The sequence below is a fragment of the Bacillus sp. SJS genome (genome assembly GCF_000732485.2).
Classification (GTDB): domain Bacteria; phylum Bacillota; class Bacilli; order Bacillales; family Bacillaceae; genus Metabacillus_B; species Metabacillus_B sediminis.
The window spans coordinates 16,503-30,248 of the sequence record NZ_JAQV02000003.1 but is presented as its reverse complement, the minus strand read 5'-3'; the positions used below and the strand labels follow the sequence as shown (position 1 = coordinate 30,248).

Here is a 13,746-nt window from a genome sequence, read left to right as displayed (position 1 = left end):
GCAGCTCTTAGCCGGGCTGCTTTCTTACGCTTGAAAGCAGAGTGTATCCAAAAGCGGTGGCACAAATGGTACTAATCGTAAGACCTTGAAGGGTCCCGTATCCCCCTGTGAAAAAATCAGAAAATGGCAGCAGATTTGCTCCTGTCAGGAATTGCAGACTTCCTCCAGTCAAGTACGCGAGAGGGAGTCCGACTATTAAAAGTTTAAGCCAATTAATCTTCCAGCGTCCTTCTCTCCAAAAATCCAACATCACTTCCGGGACGGCAAACAGCATCCCTGCACCTATGGGAAAGAGAGCCAGAAAGGCATGATACGTTCTCATCTCATACGTTTCTGCCGCTTCTTTTTCTAATGTCAATCCGAATTGTGCACCGCTTAGCAATAACCATCCCGCTAAAAATAAAAACACAGCATAAACCGCACCCTGTCTGACAGTAGCCTTCATTCACCCGTCCTCCTATTCTTGATCCATTATATGCCATTTTCCGTTGATTTACACGCTGAATTGTCATATAATTCACATATCTTAACAAGAGGAGATGCGCCTATGATTGCCGTGCTGAATACCAATTTTAAAAAAAGCGGGGCCGGCACCGTCTGAGCCCCCAAAATGAGGGGGACATACATCAAATGATCGATTTATTTACTGGAACAGCTATAAGCCTTGCAGCGCCTAGAAGTTCAGATATTGAGGAAATGAAAACTTGGAGAAACAGTCATTACCTGAGAATGGTCGATACCGATTACGCTTTTCCAAAGGTTCCGGAATCGCCTTCAAAAGCACTTGAATTCAGGATCAGAACAAATGAAGAAGATCAGCTTCTCGGATTTGCCGCACTTCACAGCATCGAGTGGAATAATCAATGCGCCCTCCTTGCCATCGGAATCGGCGAGGAAGAACACCGTGGAAAAGGCTACGGTGCTGAAGCGCTTCAGCTGCTTCTCCAATACGCGTTTTACGAGCTGAATCTGAACCGTGTTGGACTTGATGTGATTTCATACAATGAACCAGCCATTCGTACTTACCGCAAAGCAGGCTTTAAAGAAGAAGGACGGCTGAGGGAAACCGTCCTCAGAGACGGAAAAGCATTTGACCGCATTGTGATGGGGATTCTGCGGAGAGAGTGGGTTGCGCTGCAGGCTGAATAAAATGGTAGAAGAAGGACCTGTACCTGTATTGGTACGGGTTTTTTTATGTGGATTAGTATAGGGTGTGGAAAATTTTCAGCCCGGAAACAGATTGTGGCCGGCCGCTGGAAAAGGGACGGGACCGGCTGGAAAAATAAGATTGGCTGGAAAGGAAGACGGAACAGCTGGAATCATGTGGGTTTTGGCTGGAAACATAAGGCGGCCGGCCGGAAAAGGGTCGGTATCGGCTGGAAAAAGAAGTTTGGCTGGAAAGGAAGGCGGAACGGCTGGAATCGTGTGGGTTTTGGCCGGAAAGAGAAGGCGGCCGGCTGGAAAAGGCCAGATACCGGCCGGAAAAAGAAGATTGTCTGCAGCATCCAATCAAGCTTCAGCTCTTCCGATGTTTCTCAAGCATTTCCTTCAAAAAAGTTTCCGACTCTCCCCTCGGTATACTCAAGCTTTTCCACGCTGCATCCTTCCGTTCCTTTCCAATGTGTACAATTTGACCAGTATGATACGCGTAGTGGGCCATCTGCCTTTCAATTGCTTCCAACACGATGTGGGATTCGCCCCGGATATAGATTTCTTTTAGCAAATCTTCCTCCGTAAGCTGATGCAGTGTACGAAACAATACATTCCAGCCGGTTTCCCAAACCTGCATGACAGCCGCTTTATCTCCCAGATCGTTCAGGAATTCCTGCTCACGGCTGCGGTCCGGTTTTTCACCGTCTGCTGTGAAGAAGTTGGTCCATCTGGACACCATGTTGCCGCTCATATGCTTGACAATGATTGCAGCGCTGTTTGTTTCTTCGTTTTGCTTCCAATGCAAATCCTGTGCATTCAACTGCTCCATTGCCCGGTCACCTAAGTTTTTTACAGCTTTAAAGCGGTTGATCACAACATTGAGATACACGGTTCCCAGACTCATTTCATCACCCCTGCTTCGCATTAGAACCTGCAGTCATCCTTATTCACCATATATTCATACACGAGATCTTCCATAACTTCGTAATATTCCGTTTCCTCATCCTTTATATGTTCTATATCCTTCATAAATGAAGCCATTTCTTTTTCGGGAAGCGGGTGCTCCTCTAAGTCGCGTCCATACTGCCTGAAGGCACGGTTCAGCATTTTCTCGAGCCATTCCCTTTGCATCGTCAATCGTCACCTGCTTTCTATTTCCTCACATTATAAGATAACTCCTTCTGTTAAAAAAGATTTTTCAGCAGATGGAACGGTTCGCTTATGGAAAATCCTCACTTTTTCACTGTTCGGCAAAAAATACCATTGAAGACGAACGTTTATTCGATTATGATTAGCGGTATAATAGAACTACGAACACATATTCTTATTGGAGGGGTAAGTGCGATGGATTATGACCAGCTTCCCAAAAAGAAAATCCTTTGCGTTGATATGAAAAGCTTTTATGCGAGCTGCGCGGCCGTCCTGATGGGACTGGATCCGCATACCTGCTATCTTGCTGTCGTCGGGGACACCGAACGGCAGGGCAGTGTGGTACTGGCCGCATCTCCCCAATTGAAAAAGGACTTCAATATTAAAACTGGATCGAGAAAATTTGAAATCCCGGATGATCCCCGGATCCACGTTGTGAACCCGAAAATGGCGATGTTTATCCGCATTTCCACTGAACTTTCCAAAATGTTTCACCGCTATGTGCCGAGAGAAGCGATTCACATTTACAGTGTGGACGAAAGCTTTATCCAGGTCGACGGTGTCGAGCACCTGTGGGGCGACGCCCATACGATTGCCTGGAAGATTAAAAATGAAATGGAGCGGGAATTTCAGCTGCCGTGCGCGATCGGTATCGGGCCGAATATGCTCCTGTCCAAAGTCTGCCTTGATATTGACGCGAAGAAAACGGGTGTGGCCGAATGGACGTATGATGATGTAGAAAAAAAGCTGTGGAGCCTGAAGCCTTTGAGCAAAATGTGGGGCATTGGCGGCAGGATGGAGAAAAATCTGAACCGGATGGGAATCTTCAGCATAGGCCAGCTGGCCAATTATCCGCTTGAAAGGCTGGAGAAGAAATTCGGCATTATGGGTAATCAGCTTTACTACCATGCCTGGGGTGTGGATTTGTCCGATATCGGCGAACCGATTATGCAGGGGCAGATCAGCTTTGGGAAAAGCCAGATTCTCATGCGCGACTACACGGATCCGGAAGAGGTGAAGCATGTCATTCTTGAGATGTGCGAGGAGGTGGCGAGAAGAGCGCGCCATCACTCCCGGGCCGGCCGCACCATCAGTTTTGGCATCGGCTACAGCAAGGATGAATTAGGCGGAGGCTTTTACCGCTCCCGTACGATGGAGGAGCCTACGAACATTACGATGGATCTTTACAGAACCTGCCTGGAGCTCTTTAAGGAATTTTATGACGGAAAGACCGTACGGAAAATTTCCATTGCTCTCTCCAACATCGAAGAGGACACGGAAAGCCAGCTGAATCTGTTTCAGCCAAACCGGGAAAAGCAGCGCGAGCTCGGGTATGTCATGGACTCCATACGAAGCAAATACGGCTCCGATTCCCTGCTCCGGGCGGTTTCCTACACGAAAGCGGGAACGGCAAGACACCGGGCTACACTTGTAGGCGGGCACAAAGCATAAGGAAGGAGGAGAAGGAACATGATCCGCGACCGGGGAAACATCAAATGGACATCTATGATGCTGCCTGAGCACGTAAAGCTGCTTCGGCAATGGAAAGAGGAAGAGCGGTATACAGCGAAGCCGGAAATGGATGAGCAGCAGCTCGAGCAGTTTAACGAAATCATCTGCATCGCAATGGAAAATCATCATCCGCTGCGTTTCACCGTTCACGAGCATGAGCAGCTCGTTCCGTACACCGGATCTATTCATTTTTTCGACCAGCTTGAACAGGCAATCCGTATTATAAATACAGAAGGAAAGCGGCAGACCATTTTGCTCAAGAGCGTTGTGAAGATTGAGGAGTGCGGGGATTGAGCGGGAAAAGACCAATTGGAAGAGGCCAATTGGTCCTTGCTTTTACGGATTACTTTTCAAAAAGCCCAAGTTCGATGAACGCTTCGCCAGCAGCTGAATTGCCTTCAGCATCAATTTCAACTGTCTCGCCAGGCTGAAGAGATAGAGCCAAAACGCCAAGCAAACTCTTTGCGTCAATGACCCAATGCTCCTTTTTAATAAGGATTCTTTCCTCAAACTGATTAGCTGTATGAACCAGCTTGCTTGCTGAATCGGCAAAAACAGGCTTTAAAACGCGAACCTTCATTTCCCCATCCCCCTAATTATAAATCCAGTTCTTTTTCAGCGCGCACGCATGAGTCAAATTTGCCTTTATGAGTAGCATCACAATACGGCATGTTTTGAGATTGACCGCAGCGGCACAAGGAAAAAGCGGGCTTGGCCGGATACACATTGCCTTCTGCATCCACAAGCTCCACATCTCCAGTTACACGGAAAGGGCCATTATCCAGTATTTTGATTTGAACTTTAGACACGAGTGTCCTCCTTTCCAGAAAAAAGATACTCTAATGTTAATCCCAACCATCTGAAAAAGCAACGGTCCTTTGCACAAGTAGGGCGTTAAACCAAAGATTGTGGTACACTGTCCATACATCATCTAAAAGAAGGTGCAGGACATGAATGTAACATTTACAGAAAAGGCAATAGAACGAATTGCGCCAAGATTAAGTGAAAACCCGGAAGCTCATTTGAAGCTGAAATATGATACAGAGGGATGCGGCTGTGTCGTATCAGGGGTCGCAGCACTTTGGCTTGTGAAGGAAACAGAAGAGGATGATTTGAAGATCGAAACCAATTTTGAACCGGTCTATTTGGAAAAGACAAAAATGGTCTTTTTAGATGAAAACATGACCGTTGATTTTCTTGAATCCGCCAATACCTTTGCGCTGAAAAGCCCGTCACAAATGCTCAATCCGCGCATGAGTTTAGTCGTTAAGTGAGGAAGACACCATGAAAAAAGACAAATTCCAATCCATGAAAAACATTGCCCAGGACAAAACATGGGTATCATTTTTAAACAACAATCATCCATTCAGTCTGATGCACTGGTCAATCGGAGGAATCCATGACGAGCAAAAGAATGTCTGGCTCCTGCAGGACGAAATGACGTTCCAGGCCCAGGAATTTCCGACGATTGATGATGCGATCACCTGGATGCGCGAAAATATGGAAGATGTAACGGATGTACTTTAAGGAGAGAGGCGCTTTAGGCGCTTCTCTTTTTTTGGCTCATACAATGGGAAATTAATCTATTTCTTTCGCGCGCAGTACTGATTACGAAGGAATGCAGGGCGTCCAGTCTGATAAAAAACAGGGAGACGCATTCTAAGCGTTTCCCTGTAATTAGAGTCATTCTGATTGAAGCGGAAGGGCGACACTCCGGCGGGAACAGCGGGACAGGGTCAGGCGCTTAAGCCAGAGGAGGCTTACTGCCCGCCCCTGGATGAGGGAGCCCTGCAGTGAAAATCAGCCTAAACAAATCTAAATAGCAAGTGGGGTTATGGACAGCCCTGTTTGGAAATTAGATGGAAGACCTTCGAAGAAGCAAATAAGCGAAAACAGGAAAGATCAGGCTGATGAGAAGAATCCATAAAGAAACAGCGGTTGGATGGTCTGCTATATACCCAAAAGATGGGGCCCACCATTGAAAGTAGGTGAAGACTAAGCTTAAACCTGTTAGAAGAAGTACGAGAATAGAGAAGAAAAGGTACAGTCCGTTTTTTCCAAAACGCTGGTACAGACCGGCTATAAGAAACCCGAACATAAAGTTATAGACTAATAGGACAAAAAAGATCCACAGCTGCCAAAATGGATTTTGGCTAAACACATCGAGCAGACTGAAAAAGTGAATATTGAAGCCCCAGCCGGCAGTGACACGGCTTTCAATAATAGAAAAGAGAGAAAGCAGAACAGCAGTCACCATGCTTGTAAGGAAGAAAATAGAGATGGTTCCTTTAAAGTAATCCTTTCTCCGCAAACTCAAATCGAGGGAAAAAGGAAAGGTTTGAGAGGGAATGACAATGCCTGAAACAAACATAAACACAAAAATAGTCATGACTCCTCCTGTATAAAATCCCTCTTCGGTTTGAATCAGATAAGCAACGAGAAAGTTAATAGCAAGGCTTGAGAGACTGATAATCCATGGTAAATATAAAAGCGTAAGTTTGTATCTTAAATGAATTTTCATTACGGCAGCAGTTGGGTTCATTGTGCCTTTTCCTCCTTTAATTCTGCTGAAGCACTCGTTAAATAGATAATCAGCTGCTGCAGGGATACCGGGGCAAGCTCCAGTCCAAGCTGATCAGCGTTCTGTCTTTCTGTCGGACTCAGCCGGCCCAGTACAGTAACGGAAACAAGTCCTCCAATTGCTTCGCTTTTCAATATATTTTTCCCTTTTGTAAACTCAGCCGCTTTCATTGAAGGTCCGACGACCGTATAGGCTCTGCCGCGAATAGCATCTGCCTCTTCATTCATAATCAGCTTCCCGTGATCAATGACAAGGACGTGCTCCAAAATTTTACTGACTTCATCGATTAGGTGCGTCGATAGGATAATGGTGCGGGGATGGCTGCTATAGTCTTCAATTAAGCGGTCGTAAAAAATATTTCTGGCGACGGCATCAAGGCCAAGGTATGGTTCATCAAATATCGTAAGAGGTGCTCTGCTGGCAAGCCCGACAATAATGCCTGCAGAGGAGAGCATGCCGCGGGAAAGCTTTTTCATCCGCCGCTTAAGAGGGAGGTTAAAATCTTTGATTAAAGAGTCGGCATATTCCTGATCCCAGTTTGGAAAAGCAGAAGAACAAATATCAAATAAATCCGAAATGTTAAACGTATCAGGGTACTTCTGGCTTTCTTTAATGAAGCAGATTTGGCTGAGTACGCCGCGGTTCTCATATGGATCTTCCCCGAAAATCCGGATGTCTCCGCTTGCTGGAAAAAGCCGTGCCGTAATCATATTCATGATGGTCGTTTTTCCTGCACCGTTCCTCCCCAGAAGTCCATAAATTTTACCCGGCTCTAATGAAAAGCTTACATCCTTAACGGCTTCGGTCTTTCCGTACGTTTTTGTAAGTTCTTTTACCTCTAATATATGGTTCATCGCATGCTCGCCCCTTTTTGAATCATCGCATTCAGCTGATCTGCTGTAATGCCTATTTTTTCAGCTTCATGAAGCATCGTTTTGATGTATTGCTCGAAGAACTGTTCTCTTCTTTTTTCCATTAACTTTTCAAGAGCCCCTGAAGCGACAAACATGCCAACTCCTCTTTTCTTATAGAGAATTCCTTGATCGACCAATAAATTGACTCCTTTACCGGCTGTAGCCGGATTAATTTGATAAAAAGCCGCGAACTGATTGGTTGAGGGGACTTGTGATTCTTCAGGCAGGCCGCCTTCAATGATGTCATTTTCAATTCTTTCTGCAATCTGTACGTAAATTGGACGGCTGTCATCTATCAAGTGAACAATACCTCCTTTAGTTGTTTGGTTAATTACTTATGTAACTAACTATATAAGTTGTGGAAGATCATGTCAATGGGCGAAAGAGAAGAATATCAGCCTAAATTTCAGAGCGTACAAAAAAGGATGCAGCCATTGCATCCTTTGGATAAAGAAGTTGGTTATAAATTTTAAGGCTTCAGCAAATATTCTAAAACCAGGGGGAATCTTTCTTTAAAATCCGAATAGTGATGACGTCCCTGATTGATGACTTCAAATCTTGATTCCTTCGTTTTCTTTCTCAGAATCTCGAAAATTCTTTGATTGGAGGATAAGAACTCCTCACTGATGGCTGAATGTTCGCCGCCCTCATTCGTCCCGCAATCCAAATAGAGACGGTTTAATGAAGCAAAGTCAGCCTCTTTCAAAAGCTTCTCCATTTCTTCCTGATTGCGGTAAAAAGCAGAGGAAAGCCCTGCCACTCTCGTGAAAATATGCGGATATTTACACGCTGCATAAACCGAAAGGGACCCGCCTAATGAAATGCCGGCCATAAAGGTTTGGTCTTGTATGGTCCGGTATGAATGATCTATACAGGGCTTCAGCTCATGAACGATAAAATCAAGATAGGCGGATCCTTTCCCTCCGGCCAGGCTTTTTCTGCCAAGCAGTTTTTCGCTGTATGGCCCGCTGACCCATGGGCATAACTCGTTGATTCGTTCTTCTCCGGCGGGATTCAAATCAATAGCCACAATAATGATTTCATATTGTTTATTATGTAATTCTTTCGCCAATTCAAGAGATACGCCGCCAACAGCCAATTCATCTGTAAAAACATTCTGTCCGTCATGCAAGTAGAGGACAGGATAGCTTTTGCTGCTGCTTGAGTAGGAGGGAGGCCGATATATACGGATGGTCCGCTCCTCGTTGAACGCATTCATTGGGATTTGAAAGCAGTCTATCAATCTCTCCAACCTCTTTCTTTCGTTTCAGCATTCTTTCGCTGTAAAAGGTAAAAATCCCTTCTGTTCAAAGATTTTTCAAAAATATTCTATTTTTATTGAATATACAATTCTAAAAATATAGAATAAAAAGAGAGGTGATGGAAATGGAATTTGTTTTTGAAACAGGAAGAGAACGTGAAACCTACCAGGTTGAGGTCCGTTATTCACTGCTATGGGAGGCTGCACTCGGAATTACCGCCATTACGAACACGCCGCTGATTAAAACCCTGGAGCAGCCGGAGTCAGAGTGGAAGAGAATAAAAGATTCTCTTCAGGAAGAGATGCTGGATCATCTTGATTATGCAGAGAAAAACAACACATGGAAGGCGCTTCTTCAGCTGCTGCATGAAGAGGACTTTGAGGATCTTTCATCGTTCGCAGCCTCCATAAATTCCCTTTCAGATGAAGCATTCAAATGTATTTGTCTCCCATTCCTTGGCTCTCGCTTACAGAAAACGAGAAAAGAAGCTGCGGGGGGAGATGAAGCGTCATTGCTTGAGCTGCAGAAAGCGGCAAGCTGGAATCCGTTCTTCCCGGCTTATATTGAGCTGGTGTGCAAGGAGGATCCGGGAAAGCTGAAGAAGCATTTATTACATATGCTTACCGGCTGGTATGAAGCGGCGGTGAAGCCTGATGAAGAAAGAATTAACAGAATCCTGAAAAGAGATGTTGAATCGAAAAGCAAGATGGCCGCGAAAATGAAACCTGAGCCGTTTGTAGAATGGGCGACTGAGGGGAGGATTTATCCTCCTGAGCCGAGTATTCATCACGTTCTGCTCATTCCCCACACCATTTACCGTCCGTGGAATATTGAAGCGGATTTTGAAGACACGAAAGTATTTTTTTATCCGGCATCCAATGAAAGCATCTATCCGAATGATCCATTCATTCCGCCTGCTTCGCTCGTTCAAAAACATAAAGCGCTTGGAGATGAAATCAGATTGAAAATCATTAAAATGCTCTCCGTTAAAGGGCGGACGCTGCAGGAAGTAACAGATGAACTTGGGATGGGAAAAACGACGATTCATCATCATTTAAAAACGCTTAAAGGAGCAAGGCTCGTGGAAGTAAAAGAGTCTAAGTACTTCCTGAGACAGGTCTCGCTTCAAGCGCTTTCTGAAGAACTCAACCAATTTCTGGACAGGAAGTGATATGGATGGGGGAACGTGCTTATGTGATTGGGGAAGCAAAATTGGAGCTAAAGAAAAATAGAAACATCCTGAAGCTTTTGAGCGGTAATTTTATTTCATTTTTCGGAGACCAGATCTATATGATCGCTGTACCGCTGATCGTACTCGCTCTTTCGGGGTCGCCTTTAATGATGGGATTTGCCGCTGCCGCCGAACGTCTGCCAATACTCTTTCAGCCGGCGGCAGGGATCCTGGCAGACCGGATGGACCGAAGGAGGCTTCTCCTGATCTGTGATGCAGGGAGATGTCTTTTAACAGGCATCTTGGGTACTCTGCATCTTATTGGTGCTTTGGAAATTTGGCATTTGTTCTTTAGTGTTTTTGTAATCGGAATCTTTAGCCAGGTGTATCAGACTGCGCAGTTTGCCTATATACCAAAACTCGTAAGAAAAATCGATCTACAGGCCGTAAATTCCATTAATTCAGCGATCCTTAACACATCCGTCCTAATGGCACCGGCCATTGGCGGGCTGGTAATAAGCTTGTACAATCCTGGTATTGGATTGCTGATCAACAGTGTTAGCTTTTTCATCGCGTATTTGTTCATATTATTGATCCCGATTAAATCCATTCCTATTTCTCAAAAAGTAAAGCACTCCTTTTTGAATGATGCAGTGGAGGGCTTTCAATTTGTCATAAAGACGAAGCCTATTTTTTATACGAACATGGCGCTGCTTCTGTCTGTAGTTGGAACAACTCTTTTTGTGACGATGCTGATTTTTCATTTGAAAGATACAATTGGTCTTTCTGAATGGGAAATCGGACTGCTGCTCTCCTTCAGCGGAGCTGGCGCGGTAGCGGGGGCCATGGCGGCAGGACTCTTCAAAAAAAGGATATCAAATCGAAAGCTGCTCTTTCTCTCATCTTTTATAGGCGGGTGTTCCATTTTTCTATTTGGTCTGACCGAACAATTCTTTTTGCTGCTCATACTGAATGCAGTTGGAACGGCAGCCGCTGCGGTGATGAATCCTTGTATCGCCGGAATAAGGCAAGATTTTACACCGGATCATTTGCTGGGGAGAGTTCAGGCAACAAGCAGGCTTATGACATGGGCACTTATGCCGCTCGCGGCCTTTATGGCGGGTTTTTTGGCTGAAAGGGCAGGTACACATGCTGTGATCATATTGGGGAGCTTTTTTTCGCTGGCTGGATCTGTCGTTTACTTGAAGCTTGAGAAAGAAAACAGCAAGTTTCCCAAAAAGAAAAGAATGGTGTAAAATACGTATATTCCAATCAGTAAGGTGGGTTTTTTATGAAAACCATTCCGAAACCTCTCGTTATGACCAATCAATGGTTCATCGTACTTTCTGTTTTAGCAGCATGGCTTACTGGATGGGGATGGATACTGCTTATACCGTTAGCAGCAGGATTGATGGGCTTGATTTTTAAATTTAATCCGGTCATGAAGACGGCCGGACTGTTCCTGAGAAAACCGCCATCCGCATACATTCCGGAGGATTTTGATCAGCAGCAGTTTAACCAGGCGATAGCCGTTAGCTGTCTTGCTCTTGGCTATATTGGGTACGTCATGAATTGGATGACTCTGGCTTATGTTTTTACGGCAATGGTTGCCCTCTCAGCCTTTATAGCAATACTGGGCTTCTGCATTGGATGCTTTATCCGCTTCCAATGGCAGCAATACCGTCAACGCAGACAGTCAAGCCGCGTTTAAAGAACCCATGATGGACGGGTTCTTTTTTATTTTTTCGGCAAAAGTCTGCGTAGAATAATGGATTCCCAAATACGCCAAGGCAATACTCTTTTTAAAAGGAGTGTTAAGCGGACTCCCTTTCCAATCGGATATCTGAGCTTATACACCCTCCGTTTTTCGCATAGAACAGTTATTAATTGCACCACATCCATCGGATCCCCATGTTTTGCGCTTCCCCGTTTGAGCTCATTTTCAATTCCTGTCATATAAGAAAAGTAGGGAGAATGCGGGTCCATGGATACTTCCGCCACCTTTTTCCCGGTTGTCCAAATGTTCGTTGAAAAGGATCCCGGCTCAATCAGCATGACATCAATGCCAAACGGTTTCACTTCCAAACGAAGGCTTTCACTGAATCCCTCTAATGCATGCTTGGATGAGACGTAAGGGGACAGACCCGGAAAGCCGATCAGTCCGCTTATGCTGCTCATGCTGATGATCTTTCCGCTTTTCTGGGCGCGCATGAAAGGAAGAACAGCCTGAGTTACCGCGATAGCACCAAAGAAATTCGTTTCGAATTGTTCTTTAAACTCAAGCATCGTAATTTCCTCACTGAATCCTCCGAATGCAAATCCCGCGTTGTTGATCAGGACATCAATCTTTCGGATCTTTTTCAGAAACTGCTGGAGTGCCTCGATCGAGTCAGCACTGGTCACATCCAGAGGATGGATCGAAATCTTTTCTGAACACCCGCCTTGCTCTGCTAGTTTTAAAAGTTCCTTTGATTTATCCATATTTCTTATAGCTGCAATCACGTTGTGGCCTTTTTTGGCTAATTCAAGGGAAGTGAGCATTCCAAATCCGCTTGAGGCACCGGTGATGAGAATCATTTTGTTGTTTGGTGGGTTTTTTATCGAATCTTTTGCATTCAGCATACCGATTCTCCTTTAATCTTCTTCATCTAAATGAAGCCCCTCATGCTTATACTTGTTGCTGCCAGGAAGGTTTTTGACCGTATTCCATGCATAATGGCGTCTTTAGATGTGTGCGATAGCCATGATTGAAAATGTCCAGGATCAGACCTTTAATGTCAGGGGCCTGGTTGAATATTTTCAGGGTCATAAAAAATGGACTGCGCTTATGGATGGGGAATGAAGTGGCAGGCAGGAAGAAAATAAAGATAAGGGTCCTAAGCTTTGCTTAAGACCCGGCTTTCCCAGATTTGCATAAGCTGTCTAGTTACTTGCCGACACAGTCTCTTCTAAAAACTCATCCAAAATCCGCTCATACTCTGCCCGATTTTCCGTAAACGACATCGCATGGTCACCTTTTTCGGCAAAGTAGATTTTCTTGGCGCCATTTTTTTTATCATACAGCAGCTGTGACGATTCAGATGGAATGTAAGCATCGTCTTTGCTGTGAATAAAAAGGACGGGGTTCTTAATCTGATCAATAAAACTTATGGGAGAAACTTCGTTAATCGAGTATCCATCGCGCCATTTCATGAAAGGACGGGCAATCGGCATGATGAGAAAGCCGGGCAGACGGAATTCTACTTTCAGACGGTAGAGCAGCTGTTTTTCCAGGCTGTCGAATGGACAGTCGGCAATGTAGAAGTCAGCGCCGTCCTCCAGCATCCCCGCATAAAGAAGCATCGTAACCGATCCCATGGATTCTCCGTGAATTCCTAAGGTAATGTCCTGGCCGTATTGATTTTTCAGCCAATGGACAACAGACTGCAAATCATATTTTTCATAGTGCCCATAGCTTGTTGTTTTTCCTCCTGATTCGCCGTGTCTGCGATGATCATAGATCAGGACATTGTAGCCGCGCTTTAAAAACAAATTCATGTATTTGACTGAATTATAGCGGTTTACGGTAACACCATGGCAGATGATGACAAATTTGCGTTCCTCGTAAGGGGCGACGAGATAGCCTTTGACGTCGTATCCGTAGGTAGAATGAATCGTCACTTCTGATTTTTTCAGTTCATCGAAATCCTTTTGAATAAAATGCCCGTCCAGTGTTTCGCGCTCCAGAATTTCTTCGTCTGTCCGCTTCTTAATAAACATCATCATATTCGTGAAAAAGAAGCCGACGATGAAGATATATGAGAGGGCGATGCCGAGGCCGATCCATAGCTTTTTCATTTTTGCATCCTCCATTCAGGACATAGTCTATATCTAGTTTAACGATTGAAAGATTGAAAAGAAAGAAATAGGGGGTTCTTTCGTACGTTCTATTAACCTAACCGAATCCGGTTCTCTGATATAGGGGTTTAGCGGGTATCATCTCTTTCCTCATCATTCATTTCCATG

General features: G+C 44.9%; 20 protein-coding genes. 8 read left to right on the top strand and 12 right to left on the bottom strand.

Translation table 11 applies throughout. The features are described 5' to 3' along the window. Positions 1-7: 7 nt before the first annotated feature. Positions 8-445: a hypothetical protein gene (locus AS29_RS01295; protein WP_035404166.1), complete on the bottom strand. Its 438-nt coding sequence runs from the start codon at positions 443-445 to the stop codon at positions 8-10. A gap of 152 nt (positions 446-597) precedes the next feature. Here AS29_RS01295 and AS29_RS01290 point away from each other — a divergent pair, with 152 nt between their 5' ends. Beyond that, the gene (locus AS29_RS01290) at positions 598-1,149 is read left to right on the top strand and encodes a GNAT family N-acetyltransferase (RefSeq protein ID WP_082883688.1); all 552 of its coding nucleotides are present in this window, start codon (positions 598-600) and stop codon (positions 1,147-1,149) included. 75 nt (positions 1,150-1,224) lie between these two features. Here the strand turns inward: AS29_RS01290 and AS29_RS01285 are convergent, their stop codons facing one another. From AS29_RS01285 to AS29_RS01275, 3 genes are read right to left on the bottom strand one after another with little or no spacing between them, the layout of a single operon-like run. Beyond that, entirely contained in the window at positions 1,225-1,509 is a 285-nt protein-coding gene (locus AS29_RS01285) for a hypothetical protein (RefSeq protein WP_035404168.1), read from the bottom strand. Positions 1,510-1,516: 7 nt separating this feature from the next. Continuing rightward, complete coding sequence (locus AS29_RS01280) at positions 1,517-2,056, bottom strand: DUF1572 family protein (RefSeq protein WP_035404305.1); 540 nt, start codon at positions 2,054-2,056, stop codon at positions 1,517-1,519. 20 nt (positions 2,057-2,076) lie between these two features. Next, positions 2,077-2,283 carry a YqzH family protein gene (locus AS29_RS01275; protein WP_035404170.1) on the bottom strand — a complete coding sequence of 69 codons (207 nt, stop codon included), beginning with the start codon at positions 2,281-2,283 and terminating at the stop codon, positions 2,077-2,079. A gap of 213 nt (positions 2,284-2,496) precedes the next feature. Here AS29_RS01275 and AS29_RS01270 point away from each other — a divergent pair, with 213 nt between their 5' ends. Continuing rightward, the gene (locus tag AS29_RS01270) at positions 2,497-3,753 is read left to right on the top strand and encodes a Y-family DNA polymerase (RefSeq protein WP_035404172.1); all 1,257 of its coding nucleotides are present in this window, start codon (positions 2,497-2,499) and stop codon (positions 3,751-3,753) included. Between the two features lie 18 nt (positions 3,754-3,771). Beyond that, complete coding sequence (locus AS29_RS01265) at positions 3,772-4,107, top strand: YolD-like family protein (protein WP_035404174.1); 336 nt, start codon at positions 3,772-3,774, stop codon at positions 4,105-4,107. A gap of 49 nt (positions 4,108-4,156) precedes the next feature. Here the strand turns inward: AS29_RS01265 and AS29_RS01260 are convergent, their stop codons facing one another. After that, on the bottom strand, positions 4,157-4,393 hold the full coding sequence (locus AS29_RS01260) for an HPr family phosphocarrier protein (RefSeq protein ID WP_035404176.1): 237 nt from the start codon (positions 4,391-4,393) through the stop codon (positions 4,157-4,159). Between the two features lie 16 nt (positions 4,394-4,409). Further along, positions 4,410-4,622 (bottom strand): CDGSH iron-sulfur domain-containing protein, encoded by a 213-nt coding sequence (locus tag AS29_RS01255; RefSeq protein WP_035404178.1) that lies wholly within the window; start codon positions 4,620-4,622, stop codon positions 4,410-4,412. 141 nt (positions 4,623-4,763) lie between these two features. Here AS29_RS01255 and AS29_RS01250 point away from each other — a divergent pair, with 141 nt between their 5' ends. After that, the gene (locus AS29_RS01250; RefSeq protein ID WP_035404179.1) at positions 4,764-5,087 is read left to right on the top strand and encodes an iron-sulfur cluster biosynthesis family protein; all 324 of its coding nucleotides are present in this window, start codon (positions 4,764-4,766) and stop codon (positions 5,085-5,087) included. A 10-nt stretch (positions 5,088-5,097) separates the two neighbouring features. Then, positions 5,098-5,340: a DUF2552 family protein gene (locus AS29_RS01245; protein ID WP_035404181.1), complete on the top strand. Its 243-nt coding sequence runs from the start codon at positions 5,098-5,100 to the stop codon at positions 5,338-5,340. Positions 5,341-5,668: 328 nt separating this feature from the next. Here AS29_RS01245 and AS29_RS01240 read toward each other — a convergent pair whose 3' ends face one another. The 4 genes from AS29_RS01240 to AS29_RS01225 all read right to left on the bottom strand — a co-directional run bounded on the left by AS29_RS01240 (position 5,669) and on the right by AS29_RS01225 (position 8,551). After that, complete coding sequence (locus tag AS29_RS01240; RefSeq protein WP_035404183.1) at positions 5,669-6,355, bottom strand: hypothetical protein; 687 nt, start codon at positions 6,353-6,355, stop codon at positions 5,669-5,671. Next, positions 6,352-7,248: an ABC transporter ATP-binding protein gene (locus tag AS29_RS01235; RefSeq protein WP_035404185.1), complete on the bottom strand. Its 897-nt coding sequence runs from the start codon at positions 7,246-7,248 to the stop codon at positions 6,352-6,354. Before AS29_RS01235 ends, AS29_RS01240 begins: the two co-directional genes overlap by 4 nt. Continuing rightward, positions 7,245-7,616 (bottom strand): GntR family transcriptional regulator, encoded by a 372-nt coding sequence (locus AS29_RS01230; RefSeq protein ID WP_035404187.1) that lies wholly within the window; start codon positions 7,614-7,616, stop codon positions 7,245-7,247. Before AS29_RS01230 ends, AS29_RS01235 begins: the two co-directional genes overlap by 4 nt. A 161-nt stretch (positions 7,617-7,777) precedes the next feature. Then, a complete protein-coding gene (locus AS29_RS01225; RefSeq protein WP_035404189.1) occupies positions 7,778-8,551 on the bottom strand; it encodes an alpha/beta hydrolase in 774 nt (257 codons plus the stop codon). 143 nt (positions 8,552-8,694) lie between these two features. Between AS29_RS01225 and AS29_RS01220 the strand changes: the two genes are divergently transcribed. From AS29_RS01220 to AS29_RS01210, 3 genes are read left to right on the top strand one after another with little or no spacing between them, the layout of a single operon-like run. After that, complete coding sequence (locus tag AS29_RS01220; RefSeq protein WP_035404191.1) at positions 8,695-9,741, top strand: ArsR/SmtB family transcription factor; 1,047 nt, start codon at positions 8,695-8,697, stop codon at positions 9,739-9,741. Positions 9,742-9,746: 5 nt separating this feature from the next. Continuing rightward, a complete protein-coding gene (locus AS29_RS01215; protein WP_051860486.1) occupies positions 9,747-10,997 on the top strand; it encodes an MFS transporter in 1,251 nt (416 codons plus the stop codon). A 35-nt stretch (positions 10,998-11,032) separates the two neighbouring features. Then, entirely contained in the window at positions 11,033-11,452 is a 420-nt protein-coding gene (locus tag AS29_RS01210; protein ID WP_035404193.1) for a DUF4395 domain-containing protein, read from the top strand. 26 nt (positions 11,453-11,478) lie between these two features. Here AS29_RS01210 and AS29_RS01205 read toward each other — a convergent pair whose 3' ends face one another. Together AS29_RS01205 and AS29_RS01200 are read right to left on the bottom strand one after the other, a co-directional pair. Continuing rightward, a complete protein-coding gene (locus AS29_RS01205) occupies positions 11,479-12,363 on the bottom strand; it encodes an oxidoreductase (protein WP_035404194.1) in 885 nt (294 codons plus the stop codon). 300 nt (positions 12,364-12,663) lie between these two features. Beyond that, entirely contained in the window at positions 12,664-13,578 is a 915-nt protein-coding gene (locus tag AS29_RS01200; protein WP_035404196.1) for an alpha/beta hydrolase, read from the bottom strand. Between the last annotated feature and the right edge of the window lie 168 nt (positions 13,579-13,746).

Excerpts from the sequence above, each read along its gene's own strand:
- AS29_RS01205 (WP_035404194.1), bottom strand. The coding sequence starts at position 12,363 with ATGCTGAATGCAAAAGATTCGATAAAAAACCCACCAAACAACAAAATG.
- AS29_RS01220 (WP_035404191.1), top strand. The coding sequence starts at position 8,695 with ATGGAATTTGTTTTTGAAACAGGAAGAGAACGTGAAACCTACCAGGTT.
- AS29_RS01200 (WP_035404196.1), bottom strand. The coding sequence starts at position 13,578 with ATGAAAAAGCTATGGATCGGCCTCGGCATCGCCCTCTCATATATCTTC.
- AS29_RS01280 (WP_035404305.1), bottom strand. The coding sequence starts at position 2,056 with ATGAGTCTGGGAACCGTGTATCTCAATGTTGTGATCAACCGCTTTAAA.
- AS29_RS01215 (WP_051860486.1), top strand. The coding sequence starts at position 9,747 with ATGGGGGAACGTGCTTATGTGATTGGGGAAGCAAAATTGGAGCTAAAG.
- AS29_RS01250 (WP_035404179.1), top strand. The coding sequence starts at position 4,764 with ATGAATGTAACATTTACAGAAAAGGCAATAGAACGAATTGCGCCAAGA.
- AS29_RS01270 (WP_035404172.1), top strand. The coding sequence starts at position 2,497 with ATGGATTATGACCAGCTTCCCAAAAAGAAAATCCTTTGCGTTGATATG.
- AS29_RS01260 (WP_035404176.1), bottom strand. The coding sequence starts at position 4,393 with ATGAAGGTTCGCGTTTTAAAGCCTGTTTTTGCCGATTCAGCAAGCAAG.
- AS29_RS01295 (WP_035404166.1), bottom strand. The coding sequence starts at position 445 with ATGAAGGCTACTGTCAGACAGGGTGCGGTTTATGCTGTGTTTTTATTT.
- AS29_RS01245 (WP_035404181.1), top strand. The coding sequence starts at position 5,098 with ATGAAAAAAGACAAATTCCAATCCATGAAAAACATTGCCCAGGACAAA.
- AS29_RS01265 (WP_035404174.1), top strand. The coding sequence starts at position 3,772 with ATGATCCGCGACCGGGGAAACATCAAATGGACATCTATGATGCTGCCT.
- AS29_RS01275 (WP_035404170.1), bottom strand. The coding sequence starts at position 2,283 with ATGCAAAGGGAATGGCTCGAGAAAATGCTGAACCGTGCCTTCAGGCAG.
- AS29_RS01240 (WP_035404183.1), bottom strand. The coding sequence starts at position 6,355 with ATGAACCCAACTGCTGCCGTAATGAAAATTCATTTAAGATACAAACTT.
- AS29_RS01210 (WP_035404193.1), top strand. The coding sequence starts at position 11,033 with ATGAAAACCATTCCGAAACCTCTCGTTATGACCAATCAATGGTTCATC.
- AS29_RS01235 (WP_035404185.1), bottom strand. The coding sequence starts at position 7,248 with ATGAACCATATATTAGAGGTAAAAGAACTTACAAAAACGTACGGAAAG.